We start from the raw sequence: 23,793 nt of genomic DNA, 5'->3' as shown, positions 1-23,793 counted from the left end.
CGCTACTCACTGCTGTAGTTGCGCAGCCAGGCGCACAGCCGAGTTGGTCTCCCCGTAGCCTTCGTACCCGCCTACCCGCTGCACCACCTCGAAGAAGAGGTCGTCGCCCACGGTGCCGGTGAAGAAGTGGAAGAACTCGCCGCCTGCGGAGTCGGCGTCGTACAGGATGCCGAGCCGCTGCATCGCGTCGAGGGTGTCCTGACCGAGGCCGAACCGTGCGTTCAGGTCGCGATAGTAGTTGGGCGAGATGCGCAACGGCGTGAGACCGCGTTCGGTCATTGCCTCGGCCGCGGCGTAGATGTCCTCGCATCCGAACGCCACATGTCCGACGCCTCCGCGGCGGGCGGCGGGCAGGGGGTCGGCATCGGACGGGCGACCGGGAACCATGTTGAGCGACAGGCGAATGGTGCCGTTCATGGTCGTCAGGGTGAGGGCCTGGCTTCGCACCAGTCCGATCGCGTCCACGACGTCCTGACCGTCCCGGGGCACCATGCCGAACACCGAGCGGAGCAACAGCATCACGCCGTCCCAGCTTTCCGCCGGGACCGCGAGGGCGATGTGGTCCACGTGCGAGACCAAGGGCTTCACCTGCGGCACAGGCACTCTGGGAGCGAGGTCGAATGCGGACTGCCAGGCACCGGCGCTGTCTCGGGTGCGTAGGTCGAGCGAGGTTGCACCGGTGACGGCGAGCCGCACCACCGCGTCGGTCGCGTCGGCCACGCCCGGCATGGTGACCGTCGCGGCGGGGACCCCCAGAGCGCGGGCTCTGGTCAACCACAGATCGGGCCGCTCGCTGCGGACCCCGATCTGGGCCAGTGCGGGCAGGTGGGCGGGGACGCCCGGTGCCGTCCACAGGGTGTCGACGGTCGTGTCGACCGCGACGGCGAGTGGGCCCTGGGTGAACAGCGACAGTCCGTGTTCGCTGTGCGCGGCGGTGAGGTCGAAGCCGAGGTGACGCAAGGTGGTGCCCAACTGGGCGGCCTTGGCAGGGCCCGCGGCGATACGTAGGGACACGATGTTCTCGATCGGGCCGGGCGGAGGCAGGGAGAACAGATCGGGATTCGGCACGACGGTGTCGACGCTGCGGACCTGCTCCTGCAGGTGGAGCAGCGAACGGTGTGCGTCCGACGCCGTTCGGCCGGTGTCCGAATGCCGGAAGACGTCGTTGAAGATCTCGAGCGACCACGGGCCCGTGTAGCCCGAGGCCACGACGTCGGCTCCGAAGGTTGCCAGATCGAAGTTCCCCTGACCGGGGAAGCATCGGTGATGGCGACTCCACTGCAGGACGTCCATCACCAGGTGCGGGGCGTCGGCCAATTGCACGAAGAAGATCTTTTCGCCGGGTATCTCGCGGATGCCGGATGGGTCGTCGCCGCGGGAGAGGATGTGAAAGCTGTCGAGACAGGTCCCGAGCGCTGGGTGGTCGACCTGCCGGACGATGTCCCAGGCATGACGGTAGGTGGCGACGTGGCTACCCCAGGCGAGCGCTTCGTAGGCCAGCCGCAGTCCGCGGCGATGTGCACGCTCGGCGAGAGTTGCCATCTGTTCGATCAACATGTCGTCCTCGCGCACTGCGCCGGCCAACGGTGACGAGCAGACCAGCAGCAGGTCGCATCCCAGCTGTTCCATCACGTCGAATTTGCGTTCGGCGCGAACGAGGTTGCGCGCGAACTGGTCCGGGTCGTCGGAGTCGGCGTCACGGAAGGGTTGATAGAGATCGACGGTCAGTCCCAGATCTGCAGCCTTCTTCGCAATGTCTGCAGGCAGGTCCGGTGAGCTGATCAGATCCGGCTCGAACACCTCGAACCCGTCGAACCCGGCTTCGGCGATGGCGCGCATCTTCTCGTCGAGAGACCCGCTGAGCGAGACAGTGGCCACCGACGTGGCAATGGCCGTCATGCGGAGGCCCCGGTGGCAGCGACGCGATCTTCGCTGTCGATGAGGGTGCCCATGTGCGCGATCATCCGATCTGCGTTCGCAATTCGGCCGGTGAATATCTCGAAGGCGTCCGCTGCCTGGAACACGGCCATGCCGGTGCCACTCAGGGTTCGGCACCCCGCTCGCGCTGCCTGCATGAGCAATTCGGTCTCGGCCGGCCTGTACACGACTTCCGAAACCCACATCTGCGGACGCAGAAATTCTTGCGGCACAGCAGATCCCGGATGCTCGAGCATTCCGACCGGCGTTGCGTGCACCAACCCCGACGCTGTGCTCAGCACGTCGCCGAGCCGATCGAGGCCGGTCGAGCAGATCTCGGACTCGGGGAACATCGAGGCCAGCGAGTCTCGAAGTTGCTGCGCCCGAGAACGATCGGCATCGACGAGTGTCAGCTTGGCGGCTCCCCGGCGTGCCATTGCGTACGCGACGGCGGCACCTGCTCCCCCGGCTCCGAGTTGCACCACATCACTCAGATCGGCTCCCGGTAAGCCACGTCCGAAATTTCGGTCGAACCCGGACCAGTCGGTGTTGTGACCGATCGCGCGCCCGTCGGAGAACACAACGGTGTTGACGGCACCCAGACGCGCGGAATCCTCAGAGAGATCGTCGAGGCAGTGAAGAACCCGTTGCTTGCACGGGTGGGTGATGTTGAGGCCGCGAAATCCGAGATCGGCTGCCGTGGCCACCAGACGCGGTAGGTCGTCCACGGTCAGCCCGCGCCGATCGAGATCGATGATCCGATAGAGGTAGGTCAGACCGTGCTCGGCACCCTCTCGCTCGTGCATCGCGGGCGTGAGCGATTTGCCGATACCCGTCCCGATCAGCCCGCAGAGCAGGGATTCCGGCATGTCGATCTCCTCGAGCGTTAATGTACTAATTGGTGAGTTAGCTCGACGGTACTACGGTGACGGCACGCACACACCCTTTCTCCGCAATTCCCGGCGATAGAGTCGACCCATGGCTCCGCGTAGAACCGACACCTCCGACGACAGCGGACCGGCCGTCAAACGTCGGCGCAACAGCGATCTGACCCGACACAACATCCTCGAGGTAGCCACGGAGGAGTTTGCGGACAAGGGCTTCGCCGGCGCACGCATCGACGAGATCGCCGAGCGAACACACACGACCAAGCGGATGCTGTACTACTACTTCACCGACAAGGAAGGCCTGTACAAGGCCGTTCTGGAGCGGTCCTACCTCCGCATCCGCGAGCGCGAACGAGCCGTGGACGTCGAAGGACTCGGTCCGGTCGAGGCGATCCGCGCCATCGCATCGGTCACGTTCGACCATCACGAGCAGAACCCGGACTTCATCCGGCTGGTATCGACCGAGAACATTCTGCGCGGCGAACATATCGGCACTTCCGAGGCGCTGAGCAATCTCGGCAATCCGGCCGCCGAGCTGTTGGCCGACATTCTTGCGCGCGGGCAGGCCGACGGGCTCTTTAGAACCGATGTCGACGCGTTGGACATCCATATGGCGATCAGCAGCTTCTGCGTGTTCCGGCTGTCCAACCGATACACGTTCGAGGCACTGTTCGGGCGCGACCTCACCGACCCGGCGCACCGCACACGACTGCGGGCCATGCTCGGCGACATGATCATCGCGTTCCTCACCTCCACCGACGCCTGACACCGAGATCGAGCGACCCGCATCGCATCGGGGGTTGACACGTGGCATGGATCACGTTCAATATCTAAGAGCGCCCGGAGTTAACTATTTCGTACATTAGCGGCCGATCGGGTCGTGGATGTCGAACTGTGCGCCCGGCTTCCCGTCACACGAAAAGAGACGACACCGATGGATCCCCTCACGTCCGGTCACCCGCCCCTGCGCCCCGGAGCCAACCCGCGTAAAGCCGCAACCGCGGCCTGGGTGGGCAGCGCCCTCGAGTACTACGACTTCTTCATCTACGGCACCGCCGCTGCGCTGGTCTTCGGCCGCGTGTTCTTTCCCGGTTCCAACCCCGCCACCGGAACGTTGTTGGCCCTGGCGACTTTCGGGGTCGGATACCTGGCCCGCCCACTGGGCGCATTGGTGCTCGGTCACATCGGTGACCGTTACGGCCGCAAGAAGGTCATGGTTGCCACCGTCCTGCTGATGGGAGTCGCCACCCTCGGAGTCGGCGTCCTTCCCTCGTACGAATCCATCGGCCTCGCGGCCCCGATAATCCTGGTCCTGCTGCGCCTGGCCCAGGGCTTCTCTGCGGGCGGTGAGCAGGCGGGTGCCAACTCCATGACCCTCGAGCACGCACCCGACCACCGACGGGCATTCTTCACCAGCTTCACCCTCAGCGGCACCCAGGGCGGTCAGATCCTTGCCACCGCAGTCTTTCTCCCGGTCGCCATGCTCCCCGAGGACCAGTTGCTCAGCTGGGGCTGGCGAATCCCGTTCTTCCTCAGCGCATTCGTCGTTGTCGCCGCATTCCTGATCCGGCGCTCGCTCGACGAGACTCCCGTCTTCGAGGAAGAGGTGGCGTCCGCCGAGCCGCAGCGTCTCCCGCTGACCGAACTGCTGTCCGAGCACTGGCCCGCCGTTCTTCGAGTCATGTTTGCCGCCGTGATCGCCTCGGTCAGTACGATATTCACCGTCTATGCGCTGTCGTACGCAGTCAACACAGTCGGCCTGGAACGAACTCCGATGCTGTGGGTCGGCGTACTCGCCAACGTCGTCGCGCTGTTCGCACTCCCGTTCTTCGGGTCGCTGTCCGATCGTGTCGGTCGCAAGCCGGTGTTCCTGTTCGGATCGATCGGTTGCGCAATCCTCATGTTCGGATACCTCTGGTCCATCTCGGTCGGAAACTACGCGCTCATCTTCGTCTTCGGCATCGTCATGTTCGGTTTCGTCCACAGCGCGACGGGCGGTGTCTGGCCCTCGTTCTACGGCGAGATGTTCCCGGCTCGGGTACGTCTGACCGGAACTGCGCTGGGTACCCAGATCGGTTTCGCCATAGCAGGATTCGCGCCCACCATTGCCGGTGCCATCGCCGGGGCCGAGATCGGTGCGTGGTTGCCGGTCGCCATCGTCACCGCCGTGTTCTGCGCCGTCAACGTTGCGATCGTGTCCACGTCCAAGGAGACCTATCGCACGCCCACCGACGAGCTCGGACGATCCACTCGAACGACTCGGCGCGAGTCGGTCGCTCGTACGACGTCGAACTGACCCGCGATGATCGACGGACTGCGACCGGACCGTAGCGGTGAATGGCGTGTGTACGCCGTGCGCTATGCGAGCCGAACATCCCTGCGCAGCACGCACTTCCACTATGCGGACGACCGGGGTCACGAGCCGCACCCCACCGCGTACTACGTGTGGCTCGCACTGTCGGACACCGAGACCGTCCTCGTCGACGCCGGTCTCGCACCGGCGACGGCGTCACGGATGAAGGGACTGGACTACGTCGGCTCCCCCGTGGACCTCATCGGAGAGCTGGGAATCTCCCCCGGTGACATCGACGTATGTGTGCTGACCCATCTGCACTACGACCACACCGGAGTCGTCGCAGATCTGCCGTCGGCCCGCTACGTCGTCCAGCAGAAAGAGCTCGACTACTGGAACGGTCCGTGGGCGACCCGCGTCGGGCAGGAACGCTGGTTGCACTCGCGGTCCGACATCGACCACGTCACGGGAAGTCCGCGTCTCGACATCGTCGACGGCGACCGCGAACTGGCACCGGGACTCTCGTTGCATGCGGTGGGCGGACATACCGCGGGCATGCAGGTAGTCAGCGTGCACACCGAGCGCGGGACCCTGGTGCTGGCGTCGGATGCGAGTCACTTCTACGAGAACATCGAATCCGACAGTCCCTTCGCGATTCTGCACTGCCTGCCGGACATGTTCGGCGCGTTCGACCGGATCAAGGAACTCGCCGACAGCCCCGAGCATGTCGTGCCGGGCCACGACCCGTTGGTGGCGCAGCGGTGTGCCGCGGTCGACCCGGACCTGCACCCGCACATCTCGGTCCTCGGCTGACAACCTCGATCGAGAACCTCCACAACACAGAACGAGCCCCGATCATCGCGTTCGATGATCGGGGCTCGTTCGGTGTCGTGCCGGAGCTGGTCAGGCCGACTTGTCGCGACGCTCCGGGCGTTCGGGCTTGCGCGGAACGATGGTCGGCAAGACGTTGTCGTTGACCGTCTCTGCCGTGACCACGACCTTCTCCACGTCGTCCCGGCTCGGGATGTCGTACATCACCGGAAGCAGCACTTCTTCCATGATGGCGCGCAACCCACGAGCACCGGTGCCACGCAGGATCGCCTGATCGGCAATTGCCTCGAGTGCCTCGGACGTGAACTCGAGCTCGACGCCGTCCATGTCGAAGAGTCGACGGTACTGCTTGACCAACGCGTTCTTCGGTTCGGACAGGATGGTGACCAGTGATTCCTTGTCCAGGTTGGTCACCGACGCGATCATCGGGAGACGACCGATGAACTCGGGGATCAAACCGAACTTGATCAGATCCTCGGGCATCACCTCGGCGAAGTGATCCTGCGTGTCGATCTCGGCCTTGGAACGCACCTCGGCTCCGAACCCGAGACCGCGCTTGCCGACGCGATCGGACACGATCTTCTCGAGACCTGCGAAAGCACCGGCGACGATGAAGAGCACGTTGGTGGTGTCGATCTGGATGAACTCCTGATGCGGATGCTTACGTCCGCCCTGCGGCGGGACGCTGGCCTGGGTACCTTCCAGGATCTTCAGCAGTGCCTGCTGTACGCCTTCACCGGAGACATCGCGGGTGATCGACGGGTTCTCGCTCTTACGAGCGATCTTGTCGACCTCGTCGATGTAGATGATGCCGGTCTCGGCCCGCTTGACGTCGTAGTCCGCGGCCTGGATGAGCTTGAGCAGGATGTTCTCGACATCCTCACCCACGTACCCGGCTTCGGTCAGTGCGGTGGCGTCGGCGATCGCGAACGGCACGTTGAGCATCTTGGCGAGGGTCTGGGCCAGATACGTCTTGCCGCACCCGGTGGGACCGAGCATCAAGATGTTCGATTTGGCCAGCTCGACGGATTCGCCGCGCACATCGCGCGCCTTGTCGCCGGCCTGAATGCGCTTGTAGTGGTTGTAGACAGCGACGGCCAACGTGCGCTTCGCAGCGTCCTGGCCGATCACGTAGTTCTCGAGAAAGTCCTTGATCTCGGAAGGCTTGGGCAGGTCGTCGAGCTTGACTTCGCTCGATTCGGCCAACTCCTCCTCGATGATCTCGTTGCACAGGTCGATGCACTCGTCGCAGATGTACACCCCTGGTCCTGCAATGAGCTTCTTGACCTGCTTTTGGCTCTTGCCGCAGAACGAGCACTTCAGCAGATCGCCACCGTCACCGATGCGTGCCATTCGGAGGTTCCTACTTCCTTGTCCGCGTACGACCCGGCCGACCGCATACGCGGAAGGACGGGCTACTTCTCGATCGATGGCATGCCGAGTTCGAGATGCTCCGACCGAGTTCTTGGATGCGACGCTACCCGTGTTCGCCGAACATGGGCGGGTTGTTTCCGGTGATTCGCCGCCCGTTTTCACCAATCACGGCATTCGGGGCGTGAATCGAGACAGCCGGGCCGAGTTGTCCACTCGTGCCCGGCGTCCGATCGTCTGCCGGACCGCGAGGCGATCCGACCGGTGGTACTTGCGTGCTACTTCTGAGCCGAGAGCTTGCGGTACTCGAACACGGTGTCGATGATGCCGTAGTCCTTGGCCTGCTCGGCGGTGAGGATCTTGTCGCGATCGGTGTCCTTGCGGATCACGTCGGGATCCTTGCCGGTGTGGCGGCCGAGGGTGGTCTCCATGAGTCGACGCATACGTTCGATCTCGGCGGCCTGGATCTCGAGGTCCGAGACCTGGCCCTGGATTCCGCCGCTCGAGGGCTGGTGAATCAGCACTCGTGCGTTCGGCAGAGCCGCGCGCTTGCCGGGGGTACCGGCTGCGAGCAGTACCGCGGCAGCCGAAGCCGCCTGGCCTAGGCACACTGTCGCCACGTCGGCGCGGACGTACTGCATCGTGTCGTAGATGGCCATCAACGAGGTGAACGAGCCACCGGGCGAGTTGATGTACATCGTGATGTCACGGTCGGGGTCGAGGCCCTCGAGCACCAGCAGCTGTGCCATGACGTCGTTGGCAGACGCATCGTCGACCTGAACGCCGAGGAAGATGATGCGCTCCTCGAACAGCTTGTTGTACGGGTTCGACTCCTTGACGCCGTAGCTCGAGTGCTCGACGAAGGACGGAAGGATGTACCGCGAGGACGGCAACTGGTTGGGATCGAACAGGTTTGTCATCGTTTCTCCAAGATGTGAGTGATCGAGGGTCGCCGGTAGCGGCCGAATTACTCGCCGACTCCGCCGGCCTGCCGCGCGCGGCTGACGACGTGATCCACGAACCCGTATTCCTTGGCCGCCTGTGCCGTGAACCACCGGTCACGGTCGGAATCCTCGGTGATCTGCTCGACGGTCTGGCCGGTGTGCTGAGCGATGAGCTCGGCCATCTCACGCTTGGTGTGCGCGAACTGCTCGGCCATGATCGCGATGTCCGAAGCGCTGCCGCCGATACCGGCCGAAGGCTGATGCATCATGATGCGCGCGTGCGGCAGGGCGTACCGCTTGCCCTTCGCACCGGCCGAGAGCAGGAACTGGCCCATCGAGGCAGCCAAGCCCATCCCGTAGGTGGCGATATCGCACTCGGCGAATTCCATGGTGTCGAAGATCGCCATACCTGCGGTGACCGAGCCACCGGGCGAGTTGATGTACAGCGAGATGTCGCGGGTGGGGTCCTCGGCCGACAGGAGCAGGATCTGCGCGCACAACTTGTTGGCGATGTCGTCGTCGACCTGGGTACCGAGGAAAATGATGCGGTTTTGAAGCAGACGCTCGTACACGGAGTCGCTGAGATTCAGCCCTGCTGCGGCCGAAGTCATGACGGGACTCTGCTCGTGCGAAGCCGCCGGATTCTGAACAGTCACGGTACCTGCCTTTTCCATAACAAATCGTTGGTTCCTGACACAGACACTAACGAAAGACGGCGGCTCCGGAGTCCCGGAACCGCCGTCGTTCGCTGTGAGCGTTACTTCTCTTGTTCGCCCTCGGAAGAATCAGCTGCTTCGACCTCGTCGGGAGCATCGGCAGGGCTGCCGAACAGCTCGGCGGTGTCGACGCTGGCTCCGTTGGTGTCGGTCACGGTGACGCGCTCGACCACCGAGGCAAGCGCCTTGCCGCGCTTGACGTCGGCGAACACGGCACCGAGCTGGTTGGCCTGCTGCACCTGCTGGATGAACTGCTCGGGCGGCATGCCGTAGCGCTGGGCCTGGAAGATGATCCGCTCGGTCAGCTCGTCCTGGCCGACCTGAGTGTTCTCGGCCTCGGCGATGGCGTCGAGCAGGAGCTGGGTGCGCACCGACTTCTCGGCACCCTCCTTGACGTCCTTGTCGAACTCCTCGCGGCTCGAACCCTGCGACTCGAGCAACTCGGCGAGCGCTTCCTCGTTGTGATCGAGGCCGTGGATGGCCTCGTGCACCTGGGAATCGACCTCGGCCTTGACGACGGCCTCGGGAGCCGGAATCTCGAGCGTCTCGAGCAGCGTCTCGAGCACCTTGTCGCGAATCTGACCGGCCTGCTCGACCTTCGCGACTCGCTCGACGCGCGTCTTCAGATCGGCGAGCAGCTCGTCGAACGTGTCGAACTCGCTGGCGAGCTGGGCGAACTCGTCGTCGGCCTCGGGCAGCTCGCGCTCCTTGACGGACACGACCTTGACCGTGACGACGGCTTCCTTGCCCGCGTACTCACCGGCAACGAGCGTGGAGGTGAACTCCTTCGACTCGCCGGCCGAGACGCCGATGATCGCGTCGTCGAGGCCCTCGATGAGCTGACCGGAGCCGACCTCGTGGGACAGTCCGCTCGCGGTGGCCTCTTCGACGTTCTCGCCGTCGACCGTGGCCGAGAGATCGATGGACACGAAGTCGCCGGACTGAACCGGGCGATCGACACCGGTGAGGGTTCCGAAACGCTGACGGAGCGACTGCAGCTGCTCGTCGACGGCTTCGTCCTTGATCTCGAGCGGATCGACGACGACGCTGATGGTCGAGTAATCCGGCAGCTCGATCTCGGGACGCACGTCGACCTCGGCGGTGAACGTGAGCTCGGTGCCGTCTTCGATCTTGGTGATCTCGATCTCGGGCTGGCCGATGACCTTGACCTTCTCGTTGGTCACGGCCTCGGAGTAGCGAGAGGGAAGAGCGTCGTTGACGACCTGCTCGAGTACTGCACCACGGCCGACTCGCGCCTCGAGCAACTTGGCCGGAGCCTTGCCGGGACGGAATCCGGGGAGGCGGATCTGCTGAGCCAAAGCCTTGTACGCGCGGTCGAAATCAGGCTTGAGCTCCTCGAAGGGCACCTCAACGTTGATACGGACTCGCGTCGGGCTCAGCTGCTCGACGGTGCTCTTCACGGGACATGCTCCTTTGTGGTGATTCTTGCTTGCTGGCAGTTCTGGCTTGCTGTCTTCCGCTCGCCACGAGCACGGTGAGCCGTGCCCGCGGCTCTCATTTGTCGGGGTGACAGGAATTGAACCTGCGACCCTCCGCTCCCAAAGCGGATGCGCTACCAAGCTGCGCCACACCCCGTCGTACGGACACCATTGAACAGCAACCGATAGTAGCCCCTCATGGGCGCCCCACCCATGACGTTCCGTGAGACCGGGCTCGACGGGCCGGTTTGGAATCCGGCAACCGCTTTGGGTACAGTCTTGAAACGCAGGCGACGGAACTGGCGATCCCACGACTGTTGTTTGCACGCCGATGTAGCTCAATGGTAGAGCCCCTGTCTTCCAAACAGGCTACGCGAGTTCGATTCTCGTCATCGGCTCCATCGAAAGCCCCGCACTTCACGAGTGCGGGGCTTTTTCGTGTCCGCGTATCGTCGAGAGTGTTCGAGTGAATCGGACGAACTGGACATGTATCGCCGATGGAAGGCTCAGAAGTGGAAATCGTCCTGATCGTCATCGTCGTGGCCGTAGTGGCACTGCTGGTGCTGCGCAGCAAGAAGAACTCCGCCGCAGCCGCGGCCACCGCACTGGCCGATGCGAAGGCCGACGCCCGCCAGTCGATCGAACGGCTCGGCGGCCAGGTCTACAACCTCGTCGGCTCCGACACCGCATCCAAGCAGGCCCTCGCCGACGCATCCGAGCGCAATATCGCAGCAGGCTCGCAAATCGACCAGGCGACAACCGTCGAACAGGCGAGGCTGGCCAAGCAGACCGCGTTGGAAGGGCTCTATTACATTCGCGCAGCGCGCCTGGCGATGGGCATGGACCCGGGCCCCGAGGTGCAGGGCATCGACGGCCAACAGCAGGCAGGCCGTGTCACCGAGGAACGCAAGGTCGACTTCGAGGGACGAGAGATCGCGGCCTCACCGGAACCGTCGGACCGGACCCCGAACTACTACCCCGGCGGACGGGTGGCGGGCCGACCCGTCCCCGCAGGCTGGTACTCCGAACCGTGGTGGCGTCCGGCCTTGGTCGCCGGCGCATGGGGAATGGGCTCGATGTTCCTGTTCTCGGCGATGTTCTCCGGCATGGCCGGGGTTCCGGACGAGACCGCAGCGGGTGGCGACCTGGGTGCGGACGGTTCCGACGGGGGTGCTGGTGACAATTACGACGGTGGCGACGCCGGAGCAGGTAACGACGGCGGTGACGGCGGCGGCTTCTTCGACAGCGGAGACGGCGGTGGCTTCTTCGACGGCGGCGGAGGCGGAGGGGATTTCGGCGGATTCTAGCTCGCCGGCCCTACGTCGCCTGACAGACGGGGCACCAGAACAGGTTTCGCGCCTGCATCGTCGAGTGCAGGATCTCGGCTCCGCACACGCGGCACGGGAGGCCTTCCCGGCGGTAGACGTACGAACGCGGTCGGCGGGCACCGTAGGTGTCACCGTGATCGTCCTCGGGCCTGATGGTGATGATGCGCCCGCGTCGGACACCGATGGCCATGAGGTCCACGAGATCCAGCCAGATGGCGTCCCACTCGGCTCGGTCGAGGTCCTTTCCGGGCCGCATCGGGTTGATCTCGTGCCGGAAGAGGATCTCGGCGCGGTAGACGTTGCCGACGCCGGCGAGCACCTTCTGATCCATCAGCAACGTGCCGATGGCCGTGCGTGACTTGGATATTCGTGCCCAGGCCGCATCCGGGTCGGCGTCCTTGCGGAGCGGGTCCGGCCCCAGACGCGCCAGGAGGGCGTCGACCTGCTGCTCGGTGTAGATCTCGCAGGCCGTCGGGCCGCGGAGGTCGGCACCGTACTTCTCCCCCACGATGCGCAGACGCACCGCGCCGACCGGATCATCCAATGGCACAGCGTGTTCGGTGAACTTTCCGTACAGGCCGAGGTGAATGTGCACGATCAGGTCGGATTCGTAGCGGTGCAGCAGATGCTTGCCCCACGCCTCGGCCTTCTCGAGGACGAGGCCGTCGATCAGCGCGGCACCGGAAACGAAACGTCCCTGGGGACTGCTCGCCTCCACCGGTGCCCCGCCGAACCGACGTTGATGCAACCGAGCGAGTCGGTGCAGGGTATGCCCTTCGGGCACTTACTCGGGCTTTCCCGGAACCTCGGGTGCTTCGCCGCTGCGCTCGTACTCGGACAGGATGTCGATGCGACGTTGGTGGCGCTCCTCGCCCGAGAACGGGGTGCCGAGGAACGCGTCGACGATGGCAAGTGCTTCGGGCAACGTGTGCATGCGACCTCCGATGCCGATGAGCTGCGCATCGTTGTGTTCGCGAGCCAACTTCGCCGTCTCGACGCTCCACGCGAGGGCACAGCGTGCGCCCGGCACCTTGTTCGCGGCGATCTGCTCGCCGTTTCCGGATCCGCCGAGCACGAGGCCGCGGCTGCCCGGATCGGCGACGACGCGACGTGCTGCGTCGATGCAGAAGGCCGGGTAGTCGTCGACGGGGTCGTAGTCGAACGCACCGCAGTCGACGGGCTCGTGCCCGGTTGCCGTCAGGTGTTCGATGATCTGATTCTTGAACTCGAGGCCGGCGTGGTCGGCACCCAGGTATACGCGCATGCCTAGAGTCTGACAGGTGATGTCACGAGCCGAGAAATTCGCCGGTGTCGACGGCGCGAAGGGTGCGTGGGTGGTCGCAGTGGTCGACGGCACGAGAGTGACGTGGACGGCCTGCTCCTCCGTCTCCGACGTGTTGGAGCACACCCGAGACTGCGCGCGAGTGGGCGTCGACATGCCGCTGTCGCTACCCGTGGACGGTTATCGCGTCAGCGAACTGGAGGCGAAGGAGTTCCTGGGGACGGCGCGCAGTTCGATCTTTCACACCCCGGTCGCGGATGTTCTGGGCGCGGTGTCGTACGAACAGGCGTGCTCGATCTCGCGGTCGAAGACCGGCAAGGCGATCAGTAAACAAACGTGGCACATCTTGCCCGCGGTCCGGGCGTGGCGAGATTCGGACTTCGATCCGGAACGGTACGTCGAAGTGCATCCCGAATGCTCGTTCAGGGCGATGTCACCGACCACGGTCTACGCATCGAAGAAGACCGGCCGCGGCGTCGGGCAACGGTTGGCCGCACTGACACGATGGACCGGGGATCTCGATCTGGACGACCTGCCCAACGGGCCGCTCGTCGACGACATCCTCGATGCCGCCGCAGCGGCGTGGTCGGCCAGGCGCTTCCATCTGGGCGAGCATCTGACGTTCGGCACCGACAGCGGCTCGGATCGAATCGTCGCCTGATCCCCCGTGCGCGAACTGGCCCCTCGTGCGTGAAAGTTCGGCTCCTGCTACGAGTTTCCACGCACGAGGGTCTCGCGATCAGTCGAACTGCGGGTCCTCGTTGCGGGTGCGCTTGAGCTCGTAGAAGTGCGGGTACGCCGCGAAGATCACCGAGGCGTCCCACAACTTGCCTGCCTCTTCACCGCGTGGAATCCGCGAGAGCACAGGGCCGAAGAACGCCACGCCGTTGACATGAATGGTGGGAGTGCCCACGTCGGGGCCGACCTTGTCCATTCCTGCGTGGTGGCTGGTGCGCAGGTCCTCGTCGTAATCGGTGCTCTCGGCTGCCGAGGCGAGATCGGCGGGCAAGTCGAGTTCGGCCAAGGACTCCCGGATGACGACGTCGAAATCCTTGTTGCCCTCGTTGTGAATTCGCGTGCCCATGGCCGCGTACAGCGGCGCGAGGATCTCGTCGCCGTTGCTCTTCGCCGCGGCGATCGCCACCCGCACCGGACCCCACGCCTTCTTCATCATCGCGGCGTACTCCTCGGGCAGGTCGCGGCCCTCGTTGAGGACGGCCAAACTCATGACGTGGAAGTTGACGTCGATGTCGCGCACCTGCTGGACCTCGAGAATCCAACGTGAGGTGATCCAGCACCATGGGCACAGCGGGTCGAACCAAAAATCAGCGGTGTCTTTCTGTCCTGAACCGGCCACTGTCTGCTCCTCGAAAGTCGATGTCGCTGTCTCTTCATGTCGTAACACCCGGCCACCGCGCGGACATTCCACGCGACCCGTCAGCCAGCGCGCGACACGGCGGACGTGATGGGATGGACGGCACTACCCATAACTACACGAAGAGGTGTCGACTGAAGTGGTTGCTCCCAACCTGACGCGTGACCAAGCCTCCGAGCGCTCGGCGATCATCGGGGAAACGAAGTACGCGATCGTTCTCGATCTCACCGACGGCGAGGGCAATCCCGGCGAGAAGACGTTCCGCTCGCTCACCACCATCACGTTCGCCGCGACCGCCGGAGCGTCGACTTTCGTGGACATCGTCGCAGGCACCATCCGGTCGGCGACGCTCAACGGCACAGCGCTCGACACGACGAACTACGACGAGTCGACGGGGCTGGCTCTGGTCGATCTCGCCGAACACAACGAACTCGTGGTCGATGCCGACTGCGTCTACTCGCACACCGGCGAAGGCCTGCACCGTTTCGTCGATCCGTCGGACGGTTCGGTGTACCTGTACTCGCAGTTCGAGACTGCGGACGCCAAGCGCATGTTCGCGTGCTTCGATCAACCCGATCTCAAGGCCACGTTCGACCTGAAGGTCACCGCTCCCGAGAGCTGGACCGTCATCTCCAACGCAGCGCACGGTGCCGAGCCGGCCGCAGGTGAGCACGTGTTCGACACGACGCCGCTGATGAGCACATACCTGGTTGCTCTGATCGCCGGTCCCTACGCCGAGTGGACCGATTCGTACACCGACGATCACGGCACCATCCCTCTCGGAATCTACTGCCGCGCATCCCTTGCCGAACACATGGATGCCGAGCGACTGTTCACCGAGACGAAGCAGGGTTTCGGTTTCTACCACGAGAACTTCGGCACCCCGTATGCGTTCGGCAAGTACGACCAGCTGTTCGTGCCCGAATTCAACGCCGGAGCCATGGAGAACGCCGGGGCCGTCACGTTCCTCGAGGATTACGTCTTCCGGTCCAAGGTGACGCGGTACTCCTACGAGCGACGCGCCGAGACCGTGCTGCACGAGATGGCGCACATGTGGTTCGGCGATCTGGTGACGATGACGTGGTGGGACGACCTGTGGCTCAACGAGTCGTTCGCGACGTTCGCCTCCGTGTTGTGCCAGTCCGAGGCGACCGAGTACACCAACGCGTGGACGACGTTCGCCAACGTCGAGAAGGCCTGGGCATACCGACAGGACCAGCTGCCCTCGACGCACCCCATCGCCGCGGACATCCCCGATCTGGCCGCCGTGGAGGTCAACTTCGACGGCATCACGTACGCCAAGGGCGCCAGCGTGCTCAAGCAGCTGGTTGCGTACGTCGGTAAGGAAGACTTCCTGGCCGGGTTGCGGGCCTACTTCGTCGATCACGCCTTCGCCAACGCAACGTTCTCGGATCTGCTTGCGGCACTGGAGAAGTCGTCGGGTCGCGATCTCTCCGATTGGGGTGCGCAGTGGCTGCGGACCACCGGCCTGAATACTCTGAGCCCCGATTTCGACGTCGACTCGGAGGGCAAGTTCACCCGGTTCGCAGTGTCGCAGACCGGCGCAGCACCGGGCGCGGGCGAGCATCGCGTACACCGCATCGCGATCGGCATCTACGACGATGTCGACGGCAAGTTGGTGCGTACCGACCGCGTCGAGCTGGACCTCGATGCTGCCGAATCGACGAATGTCGAAGCGCTCGTAGGTGTATCGCGCGGCAAGCTCGTGCTGGTCAACGACGACGACCTGACGTATTGCGCAGTGCGGCTCGATCCGGATTCGCTCGGTGTTCTCGTCGATCGGATCGGCGACATCGCCGAGTCGCTCCCCCGCACTCTCGCCTGGTCGGCCGCATGGGAAATGACTCGGTCCGCCGAGATGAAGGCACGCGACTTCGTGGCTCTGGTCCAGCGCGGAATCGGTAGCGAGACCGAAGTGGGTGTGGTGCAACGCCTTCTGCTCCAGGCGCAGACGGCTGTCACCAGCTACGCCGATCCGGCGTGGGCGGCAGAACACGGAGTCCCGGAGTTCGCCGACGCAGTGCTCGAGCTGGCCCGCGGTGCCGAGTCGGGCTCGGATCACCAGTTGGCGTTCGTCAACGCCCTCACCGGTACCGAACTCAGCGAGCGCCATGTCGAGGTATTGCGCGCCCTCCTGGACGGTGACGCCCAGGGGCAGTCCTTGGCCGGACTCGACATCGATACGGATCTGCGGTGGCGCATCGTCACCGCCCTTGCGGCGGCCGGAGCCATCGATGCCGACGGGCTCGATTCGCCGGTCATCGACGCCGAAGCCGAGAAGGACAACACCGCCGCCGGAGCGCGGTCGGCTGCCGCTGCACGAGCTGCGCGTCCCAGTGCCGAGGCGAAGGAGCGGGCATGGACGACCGTCGTCGACGACGACGCGGTTCCGAACATCACGGCGCGGTCGATCATCGGTGGTTTCGCGGGCCCCGGCCAGGGCGAACTGCTCGAGCCGTACGTCGACCGCTACTTCGAGGCGATCGACGGCGTGTGGGCTCGTCGATCGAGTGAAGTCGCACAGACCGTCGTGGTGGGCCTCTACCCCTCGTGGTCGATCAGCGAGCAGTCGTTGGCCGCAGCCGACAGGTTCCTCGATGGCGATCTTCCACCCGCTCTGCGCCGACTGGTGATCGAAGGCCGCGCCGGAGTCGTTCGGGCACTCGCCGCCCGGGCATACGACGCCGGCTGATCGCAGGTACACACACGACGAGGGCCGGTTGCGTCTCACCCGCGAAGGTGAGATGCAACCGGCCCTCGTCGTCGCCGGGACCGCCGGCCGAGAACTACGGGGATGGAGCGCGACGAGCTACGGCGCGAGGATGGATGCTGCCATCACGCGGACCGAGGTCACGAGACCGTCGATGAGGTTGCCGTCGCGGAACGGGCCGAGCGCAGCGGTGACGCCGAGCTGAGCAACCCGATCGGTAGCGCGGTTCGAGACTCGCTTTCCGGTGCGGATCTCGAGCGCGTGCCGGTTGGGGTCGACAGCGATCAGAACCGAACGAATCGCATCGGGGGTGCCGGGGAAGACCGAATCCGCTCCCGCAGCCGGATCGACTCCCAGGTCACCGACGTAGATGTTGAACCGAATCTTCGTCTTCCGGGTCGCCTCGCTCAGTGCGTCGTCGAGCGCGACCAGATCCTGCGTCGCGAAAGGCAGGTGCTCCGGGCTCGGCGTGCCGAACTCGTGTGCCACCGATACGCGACCACTCGCCGTCAGCGCAGCCCCGAACGGCAGGTCCTCTTCTCGGATGTCACCGCCACGTACCAGTTCACCACTTGCCACTTGCAGCACCTCCGATTGAATCGGCTGTGTCCGCGTCGTGCGATCCGTGGCCTCCGAACGGAGTCACCTCGTCCGTAGCGCTCCACAGCAATGGCTCGCGCGTCCACTCGTCCGTCAGCCGGTACGGAGCGACGTCCATCCCCGGCTGCTTGTCGGTCAAGTAGGACAGCGCGCCGACGATTCCGATCACCGCAACCGGAATCACCCCGAATATCAGCGTGGTCTCCAAAATGCTCACGGGGTGTGACGTTAGTCGACAATTGCCCGTCGGACCACGTCGGGGCTGGTGTTGTGACCGAAAAGAGCCAACGGCCGACAGTCAGGCAGCACCTTCGCCGAGGTACGCCAACCAGCTCGGGTCCAACTCCTTGGTGGTCGCCAGCAGACGCCAGTGCGGGCCCTTCGGCGGCACGAGCTGGGCTCGCAACGTCCACCCGATCTCACTGAGCAGCTTGTCCGCCTTGCGGTGATTGCAGGAGGCGCAGCACGCCACGCAGTTCTCCCACGAGTGGCCGCCGCCGCGGCTGCGAGGCACGACGTGATCGACGGTCTCGGCCTTGCTGCCGCAATAGGCGCAGCGGAATCTGTCGCGATGCATCAGTGCCGCGCGCGTCATCGGCACCCGCGCTCGATAGGGAACTCGGACGAACGTCCGCAATCGAATCACCGACGGCACCTGGACGGAGTAATCGGCCGACCGGATGAACGGCCCCTCCGGATCGTCGTGGATCACGTCGGCCTTGCCGCAAACGAGAAGAACCACCGCCCGGCGCATCGGAAGCGCGGTCAGTGGTTCGAAAGTTGCGTTGAGGAGCAGCACACGGCGCTTGACCCACGCCGGCACGGCGTCGTCGCCCGTGGCGTTGTGGGCCGTCGGCACCACGCGCAGCGGAGAAGCCCCCGAGGCCGTCTCACGCTGGTCGTGCGTGGTGCGGCCCTCAGTGGGCGGGAGTTGTCGGTGGCGGTGTTGAGAGTTCTTCATGCATTACTCCAGGGAGTGTCGGCGCCCGCGCATGGCTTGCGTGGAACACGGTTCACAGTGGAACACGAATACACCGCCCGCGCACAGCCTTTTTCTGCGCATTTTCTGTTGCCGATCGGTGAACATTCCGGTTTCCGATCGGCGAGTTCGAGGATCGATACCGCGATGCGCTGCGCGACTGGCAAGATTTCTGTGTCTCCGTAGACTTTTCGGGTGGCTGTATCAACCCTTCTGTCCGTATCGCCGTTACCCGAACCTTCGCTGCTGCGAGAGCTCGACACCCGAGCATTCGAACTGACCGACACCGGACGCGACTGGCTGGTCGACCGTCCGTTGCAGATCCTCGGCTATCTGGTTCTGGCGATCGTGCTCAGGCTCGTGTTGCACCGAATGATCGACCGCTTCACTCGACACGACGCCGGCCGATCACCTGCACTTCTCCGGCCGTTACGCGACCGGTCCTCGGGAACGGTGAAGGGCGAGATACTCAACGAACGGCGCAGACAGCGGGCCAACACGATCGGTTCGGTACTCCGATCTGCGGTGTCGGTCATGATCCTGACCTGGTTCGTGCTGTCGGTGCTCGACGTCGTGGGTGTGAACGTCGCCCCGTTCATCGCGTCGGCGGGGATCGTCGGTGTCGCCCTCGGTTTCGGTGCGCAGAACCTCGTCCGCGACTTCCTGTCCGGAATCTTCATGCTTCTCGAGGATCAGTACGGGGTCGGCGACGTCGTCGATCTCGGTGAGGCGATCGGCACGGTCGAAAGCGTGGGATTGCGCGTCACCACGATCAGAGATGTCAACGGCACCGTGTGGTACTGCCGAAACGGTGAAGTTCTGCGGGTGGGCAACATGAGCCAAGGGTTCGCGGTCGCTGTCCTCGACCTCCCCGTCTCCCACACGGCCAACATCGACGAGGCCTGCGCGGTGGCCGAGAGAACCACCAACGAGGTCGTGGACTCCGGCGACTTCGACAGTGACATCCTCGAACCCCCGGAGATGCTCGGCGTCAATGCCGTCAGCGCCGATACCGTGACCATCCGAATCACGATCAAGACCCGACCCGGCCGCCAATGGGCGGTGCAGCGTCGCCTCCACCGCGACATCCTGCAGTCGTTCGACGATGCCGGTATCAAAGCCCCGTATGCGCTGGGCCGTCCGGGTGGGGTTGCAGTCGAGAGCAGCAGCTGAGGGACAATGAGCGTGACCGACGCCGACGAGGAACGAACAGAGAGAGTGTGATGACCGAACCGCAGCAGACGTTCTACGACGCGGTCGGCGGTGCGGAGACGTTCCGGTTGCTCACGGCGAAGTTCTACGAGGAAGTGGCCAAGGACGAGATCGTGCGGCCCCTGTATCCAGAGGAGGACCTGGCACCGGCCGAACGGCGGATGCGAATGTTCCTCGAGCAGTACTGGGGCGGGCCTCGTACGTACTCCGACGAACGTGGTCATCCACGACTGCGGATGCGGCACAACCCGTTTCGGATCGGGCCGCTCGAACGTGACGCCTGGCTTCGATGCATGCACATCGCGATCGCCTCGATCGACCCGGCGGTCCTCGATTCTGCGCACCGAACGCAACTCGTCGACTACATGGAGATGGCCGCCAATTCGATGATGAACTCGGCAATCTGAGAGCTACGGCGTCACGTACTACAGCGTCACGAACTACAGCGATGCGCCTCGCCGCGGGCCCGCTGCGCCACCTCTGAGGCGGCCGAGCCGTCGGCGGAGCGAGCCGGCTACCCCGAGCACGAAGCTCAGCGGCGCGGGCAGGTGCTGCCGCAAGATGGCGTGCTTACGCACGTAGTTGTCAACGCGCCATTCCGACCATGTGCCGGCGCGGAACAACGCCGCGTCGCCGGCGACCAGAGTCCGGGGCGCGTGATCTTCGCTGGACACCACGACCGACCCGTCCATGATGTGGACGATCTCGTCGACCGCGAAGTACCACCGAAAGCGTCCGGCCGTGCAATCCCACACATTGGTGGTCGTGGTGCCGTCGGTACTCCTGGACCACTCCGCGACGCGAGCCCGCGGGTTTCCCTCGAGGATCCACGTGGGTTCGATGGGACTGTCGGAGAGCGAAACATCTTCCAGCCGCACGGCTTCTATGGTCGAGGTTCTCATGGTGTCGTCGCGTCCTCACCGTCGGGCGCGGCGCCGGCCGCTGCACGTTTTACGTTGCAGAACATACAACACTTTCCAAACGTGCGGATACGTGTCGGTCATGTGAATGAGCACAATCCTTTACCTTCGGATCGACCGCCAGTGCAGGGTGCCGGGTGCACCCCAGCGCCCTCGAATCGTTCGCAGCCCATTCGTTTGGCACTATTGCCAGTTGTGACCGATCCGATCGAAAGCACCGAGTTGTCGTGGTGGCAGGACGCCGTCTTCTACCAGATCTATCCCCGGTCGTTCGCAGATGCGAACGGTGACGGAATCGGTGATCTCGACGGCATCAGAGACAAGCTCGGCTACCTCGAATTGCTCGGTATCGACGCCATCTGGATCGGACCGATCACGCGGTCGCCCATGGCCGATCACGGCTACGACGTTTCCGACCCCCGCGACATCGACCCCATGTTCGGCAGTCTCGAGATCTTCGACGCGTTGCTCGACGAGGCGCACGCCCGCGACATCAAGGTCACGATGGATCTGGTGCCCAATCACACCAGTAACGAACACCGGTGGTTCCAGGCGGCTCTGAACGCCCCTCGTGGCAGCGCCGAGCGAGCGCGCTACATCTTTCGAGACGGGCTCGGCGACGACGGTTCGCGGCCGCCGAACAACTGGCCGAGCATCTTCGGGGGTCCCGCCTGGACGCGAGTCGACGAGAAGGACGGCTCCCCCGGTCAGTGGTACCTGCACATCTTCGCGCCCGAACAACCGGATCTGAACTGGGACAACCCCGAGGTCTTCGACGACTTCGCGCGCACACTTCGGTTCTGGCTGGACCGAGGCGTCGACGGATTTCGACTCGACGTCGCCCACGGCATGGCAAAACCTGCCGAGCTGGCCGACATGAGCCTCGAGTTCAACGCACTGATGAAGAACGACGACGACGATCCCCGGTTCAACAACCCCCGAGTCCACGAACTGCACCGCCGCATCAGAGCCGTCATGAACGAATACCCCCACGCGGTGACGGTCGGCGAGATCTGGGTCCAGGACAACGTCCGGTTCTCCGAATACATCCGCCCCGACGAGCTGCACCTGGGCTTCAACTTCCGCTTGGCCAGTGTCGATTTCGACGCCGAGACCATCCGCGATGCGATCTCCAACTCGCTCGCGGCCGTCGAACTGGTCGGCGGCACCCCGACGTGGACACTGTCGAACCACGACGTCGAACGCGAGGTCACCAGATACGGCGACGGAGACCTGGGCTACCACCGGGCCCGGGCCATGATTCTCGTCGAATTGGCCCTTCCTGGAACAATTTTCGTATACAACGGTGCCGAGCTCGGGCTACCGAACGTGCAGCTGCCCGACAGCGCCCTGCAGGACCCGGTGTGGGAGCGGTCCGGGCACACCGAGCGCGGACGCGACGGCTGCCGAGTCCCCATGCCGTGGGAGGGTGATGCCCCTCCGTTCGGGTTCTCCACCACCGATCGCACCTGGTTGCCGATGCCGCCGGAGTGGAAGGGGCTGACCGCCGAGGCGCAGCTCGAAGAGGTCGATTCGATGCTCAGCCTGTACCGCACGGCGTTCGAATTGCGCACCCTGCGGCCGGAGTTCACCGGCGGCGGAATCGATTGGTACGGTGCCCCTCCCGGGTGCCTGGCCTTCCGGCGCCGCGGGGGCTTGATCTGCGCCCTCAACGCCTCCGACGAGTCGATCCCACTCCCACCCGGCGAAGTGTTGCTGACCAGCACTCCGCTGGTCGACGGGATGCTTCCCGCGAACGCGGCCGCCTGGCTCGTCTGAGCCGGCCGGCCGGCTCGTCCGAACCGGCCGACCGGCCACGCTCAGCGTTCGACGGTGAGCGACAACTGTTGGCCCGGGCGGCGAACGAACACCGACCCGAACCTGGCATCGAGGCGCAACCACACCTTGGTGGCGCGTACTCGTACCACCTCTGCGGCGGCGATCCTCTCCGGGTCGACGTCGATCGTCAACGGATCGTTACCGTCGTGCGGCACGAAACCCATTGCGGTCAAAGCGAATACGGTGCGCATGGTGACCGAGACGTCGTCGCCGTCACCGGTCACGTGCAACACCTGCTGTTCGAGCAACGAGCTCGGCGGCCCGTGACTGCTGCCGTGTTCCTTCGCCAGTGCGGCACCGCGCTGTGCGAGTCCGATGAGCACCCGCGCGGGGACGTCGTCGAGATGCTCGAATCCGCCGTCGGGAGGAAGGGTGCCACGCCACGCGGAGTCCATCGAGAAACCCGGGTCGATCACGCCGTCGTCCGCGTTCTGCAGAGCGGACACCAACACATCGGCACCCGCACTGGTGTCGTCGGGCACGATGGTTCCCGCAATCACCCGCGCGGCGAGCGCATCGAAACCGGTTGCCGCCCAACACGACACGCCCCCGCCGGCCCGAGTGCGCAACCGAACGACAGCAGCCTCGTCCAAGCGCAATGCCCTGCTGCAGAACGTCTGGAGGTTCTCCCGCTCGACCGCATCGGGAACGGTCAGAACGCGCTCATACACGCTGCCAACTCACCAGGAACTCGCGCTCGGCGGGAGTGAGCCGGCGCAGTCGCTGCGCATCGATGTCGAACGCCGCGATCTGCGTCGACGCCACCACCGCTGCCGGCGTATCCAGCGACGCCCCGCGTGCCCGCACCTCGTACCCCACGACGAAGTCCACCGCGCGGACCGCATCGATCCACATGAAGACGTCGAGGGGTCCGTCCTCGTGTCGCAGCTGCCCGCGATACTTCACGTGCAGATCGGCAATGACGGCACCGTGACGCAGATTCGCAGTCGGCCTGCCGTCCACCAGCAGCCACGGGATCCGCGCCTCTTCGAGCAACGTCACCATTCGCGCGTGGTTGATGTGTTGATACACATCCATATCCGACCACCGCACATCCACAGCGGCGTGAAAGCCCACCCGCTCGGTGGCGGGTCGCTTGTCGGACAGATGGTCGTCGGGCACACTCACG

The 23,793-nt window shown here is 64.7% G+C and carries 24 protein-coding genes and 2 tRNA genes; 10 read left to right on the top strand and 16 right to left on the bottom strand.

From position 1 onward, the window contains the following. Positions 1-6 precede the first annotated feature (6 nt). Both CH285_RS06900 and CH285_RS06895 read right to left on the bottom strand, forming a co-directional pair. Positions 7-1,899, bottom strand: a complete 1,893-nt coding sequence (locus tag CH285_RS06900; protein WP_094644320.1) for a sugar phosphate isomerase/epimerase and 4-hydroxyphenylpyruvate domain-containing protein — start codon at positions 1,897-1,899, stop codon at positions 7-9. Next, the gene (locus CH285_RS06895; protein ID WP_094644321.1) at positions 1,896-2,786 is read right to left on the bottom strand and encodes a shikimate dehydrogenase; all 891 of its coding nucleotides are present in this window, start codon (positions 2,784-2,786) and stop codon (positions 1,896-1,898) included. Before CH285_RS06895 ends, CH285_RS06900 begins: the two co-directional genes overlap by 4 nt. 109 nt (positions 2,787-2,895) lie before the next feature. Between CH285_RS06895 and CH285_RS06890 the strand changes: the two genes are divergently transcribed. The 3 genes from CH285_RS06890 (at position 2,896) to CH285_RS06880 (ending at position 5,910) form a co-directional block, all read left to right on the top strand. Beyond that, positions 2,896-3,570 carry a TetR/AcrR family transcriptional regulator gene (locus tag CH285_RS06890; RefSeq protein WP_094644322.1) on the top strand — a complete coding sequence of 225 codons (675 nt, stop codon included), beginning with the start codon at positions 2,896-2,898 and terminating at the stop codon, positions 3,568-3,570. Positions 3,571-3,738: 168 nt separating this feature from the next. Beyond that, a complete protein-coding gene (locus CH285_RS06885; protein ID WP_032368463.1) occupies positions 3,739-5,100 on the top strand; it encodes an MFS transporter in 1,362 nt (453 codons plus the stop codon). Between the two features lie 6 nt (positions 5,101-5,106). Then, complete coding sequence (locus tag CH285_RS06880; protein ID WP_094644323.1) at positions 5,107-5,910, top strand: N-acyl homoserine lactonase family protein; 804 nt, start codon at positions 5,107-5,109, stop codon at positions 5,908-5,910. Positions 5,911-6,000: 90 nt separating this feature from the next. Here the strand turns inward: CH285_RS06880 and clpX are convergent, their stop codons facing one another. The 5 genes from clpX to CH285_RS06855 all read right to left on the bottom strand — a co-directional run bounded on the left by clpX (position 6,001) and on the right by CH285_RS06855 (position 10,555). Further along, positions 6,001-7,281 carry an ATP-dependent Clp protease ATP-binding subunit ClpX gene (gene clpX / locus CH285_RS06875; RefSeq protein WP_027497577.1) on the bottom strand — a complete coding sequence of 427 codons (1,281 nt, stop codon included), beginning with the start codon at positions 7,279-7,281 and terminating at the stop codon, positions 6,001-6,003. 296 nt (positions 7,282-7,577) lie between these two features. Next, on the bottom strand, positions 7,578-8,219 hold the full coding sequence (locus CH285_RS06870; RefSeq protein WP_008715342.1) for an ATP-dependent Clp protease proteolytic subunit: 642 nt from the start codon (positions 8,217-8,219) through the stop codon (positions 7,578-7,580). Between the two features lie 47 nt (positions 8,220-8,266). Continuing rightward, positions 8,267-8,917: an ATP-dependent Clp protease proteolytic subunit gene (locus tag CH285_RS06865; protein WP_072692168.1), complete on the bottom strand. Its 651-nt coding sequence runs from the start codon at positions 8,915-8,917 to the stop codon at positions 8,267-8,269. An 83-nt stretch (positions 8,918-9,000) separates the two neighbouring features. Continuing rightward, on the bottom strand, positions 9,001-10,380 hold the full coding sequence (gene tig / locus CH285_RS06860) for a trigger factor (RefSeq protein WP_032368208.1): 1,380 nt from the start codon (positions 10,378-10,380) through the stop codon (positions 9,001-9,003). 101 nt (positions 10,381-10,481) lie between these two features. Continuing rightward, positions 10,482-10,555, bottom strand: a tRNA-Pro gene (locus tag CH285_RS06855). 170 nt (positions 10,556-10,725) lie between these two features. On the opposite strand from CH285_RS06855, the gene CH285_RS06850 reads away from it, so the two are divergent. Beyond that, positions 10,726-10,799 (top strand) — tRNA-Gly (locus tag CH285_RS06850). Positions 10,800-10,910: 111 nt separating this feature from the next. Further along, positions 10,911-11,705, top strand: a complete 795-nt coding sequence (locus CH285_RS06845; RefSeq protein ID WP_094644398.1) for a hypothetical protein — start codon at positions 10,911-10,913, stop codon at positions 11,703-11,705. A gap of 10 nt (positions 11,706-11,715) precedes the next feature. Here the strand turns inward: CH285_RS06845 and CH285_RS06840 are convergent, their stop codons facing one another. Together CH285_RS06840 and CH285_RS06835 are read right to left on the bottom strand one after the other, a co-directional pair. Then, complete coding sequence (locus CH285_RS06840; RefSeq protein WP_032368209.1) at positions 11,716-12,510, bottom strand: Fpg/Nei family DNA glycosylase; 795 nt, start codon at positions 12,508-12,510, stop codon at positions 11,716-11,718. Beyond that, positions 12,511-12,990 carry a ribose-5-phosphate isomerase gene (locus CH285_RS06835; protein WP_032374451.1) on the bottom strand — a complete coding sequence of 160 codons (480 nt, stop codon included), beginning with the start codon at positions 12,988-12,990 and terminating at the stop codon, positions 12,511-12,513. It lies immediately after the preceding gene. A gap of 19 nt (positions 12,991-13,009) precedes the next feature. Between CH285_RS06835 and CH285_RS06830 the strand changes: the two genes are divergently transcribed. Then, entirely contained in the window at positions 13,010-13,669 is a 660-nt protein-coding gene (locus CH285_RS06830) for a DUF429 domain-containing protein (protein ID WP_094644399.1), read from the top strand. A 78-nt stretch (positions 13,670-13,747) separates the two neighbouring features. Here the strand turns inward: CH285_RS06830 and CH285_RS06825 are convergent, their stop codons facing one another. Then, positions 13,748-14,365 carry a mycothiol-dependent nitroreductase Rv2466c family protein gene (locus CH285_RS06825; RefSeq protein WP_032368211.1) on the bottom strand — a complete coding sequence of 206 codons (618 nt, stop codon included), beginning with the start codon at positions 14,363-14,365 and terminating at the stop codon, positions 13,748-13,750. 157 nt (positions 14,366-14,522) lie between these two features. On the opposite strand from CH285_RS06825, the gene pepN reads away from it, so the two are divergent. Then, complete coding sequence (pepN, locus tag CH285_RS06820; protein ID WP_094644324.1) at positions 14,523-17,096, top strand: aminopeptidase N; 2,574 nt, start codon at positions 14,523-14,525, stop codon at positions 17,094-17,096. A gap of 117 nt (positions 17,097-17,213) precedes the next feature. On the opposite strand, the gene CH285_RS06815 is transcribed toward pepN, so the two are convergent. The 3 genes from CH285_RS06815 to CH285_RS06805 form a co-directional block, all read right to left on the bottom strand. Further along, positions 17,214-17,693 (bottom strand): DUF5130 family protein, encoded by a 480-nt coding sequence (locus tag CH285_RS06815; protein WP_032368213.1) that lies wholly within the window; start codon positions 17,691-17,693, stop codon positions 17,214-17,216. Next, positions 17,680-17,931, bottom strand: coding sequence for an aa3-type cytochrome oxidase subunit CtaJ (ctaJ, locus tag CH285_RS06810; RefSeq protein ID WP_027497587.1), 252 nt, complete (start codon positions 17,929-17,931; stop codon positions 17,680-17,682). The genes CH285_RS06815 and ctaJ overlap by 14 nt, the downstream gene beginning before the upstream one ends. 81 nt (positions 17,932-18,012) lie before the next feature. Further along, entirely contained in the window at positions 18,013-18,675 is a 663-nt protein-coding gene (locus CH285_RS06805; protein WP_174557300.1) for an HNH endonuclease, read from the bottom strand. A 231-nt stretch (positions 18,676-18,906) separates the two neighbouring features. On the opposite strand from CH285_RS06805, the gene CH285_RS06800 reads away from it, so the two are divergent. Then, on the top strand, positions 18,907-19,866 hold the full coding sequence (locus tag CH285_RS06800; protein ID WP_045841372.1) for a mechanosensitive ion channel family protein: 960 nt from the start codon (positions 18,907-18,909) through the stop codon (positions 19,864-19,866). A gap of 50 nt (positions 19,867-19,916) precedes the next feature. After that, positions 19,917-20,312, top strand: coding sequence for a globin (locus CH285_RS06795; protein WP_027497590.1), 396 nt, complete (start codon positions 19,917-19,919; stop codon positions 20,310-20,312). Between the two features lie 33 nt (positions 20,313-20,345). Here CH285_RS06795 and CH285_RS06790 read toward each other — a convergent pair whose 3' ends face one another. Beyond that, positions 20,346-20,807: a cupin domain-containing protein gene (locus CH285_RS06790; RefSeq protein WP_032370207.1), complete on the bottom strand. Its 462-nt coding sequence runs from the start codon at positions 20,805-20,807 to the stop codon at positions 20,346-20,348. A 189-nt stretch (positions 20,808-20,996) separates the two neighbouring features. On the opposite strand from CH285_RS06790, the gene CH285_RS06785 reads away from it, so the two are divergent. Beyond that, the gene (locus CH285_RS06785; protein WP_371831955.1) at positions 20,997-22,604 is read left to right on the top strand and encodes a glycoside hydrolase family 13 protein; all 1,608 of its coding nucleotides are present in this window, start codon (positions 20,997-20,999) and stop codon (positions 22,602-22,604) included. A 41-nt stretch (positions 22,605-22,645) separates the two neighbouring features. On the opposite strand, the gene CH285_RS06780 is transcribed toward CH285_RS06785, so the two are convergent. Then, complete coding sequence (locus CH285_RS06780) at positions 22,646-23,335, bottom strand: hypothetical protein (protein WP_094644326.1); 690 nt, start codon at positions 23,333-23,335, stop codon at positions 22,646-22,648. Then, positions 23,328-23,792: an acyl-CoA thioesterase gene (locus CH285_RS06775; RefSeq protein WP_045841282.1), complete on the bottom strand. Its 465-nt coding sequence runs from the start codon at positions 23,790-23,792 to the stop codon at positions 23,328-23,330. Before CH285_RS06775 ends, CH285_RS06780 begins: the two co-directional genes overlap by 8 nt. Position 23,793: the final 1 nt, after the last annotated feature.

Origin of the sequence: Rhodococcus sp. 05-2256-B1, from assembly GCF_002258465.1 — a bacterium.
Taxonomy (GTDB): domain Bacteria; phylum Actinomycetota; class Actinomycetes; order Mycobacteriales; family Mycobacteriaceae; genus Rhodococcoides; species Rhodococcoides fascians.
Note: the sequence above shows the minus strand (reverse complement) of the source record. Positions and strands in the feature narration are given on the sequence as shown.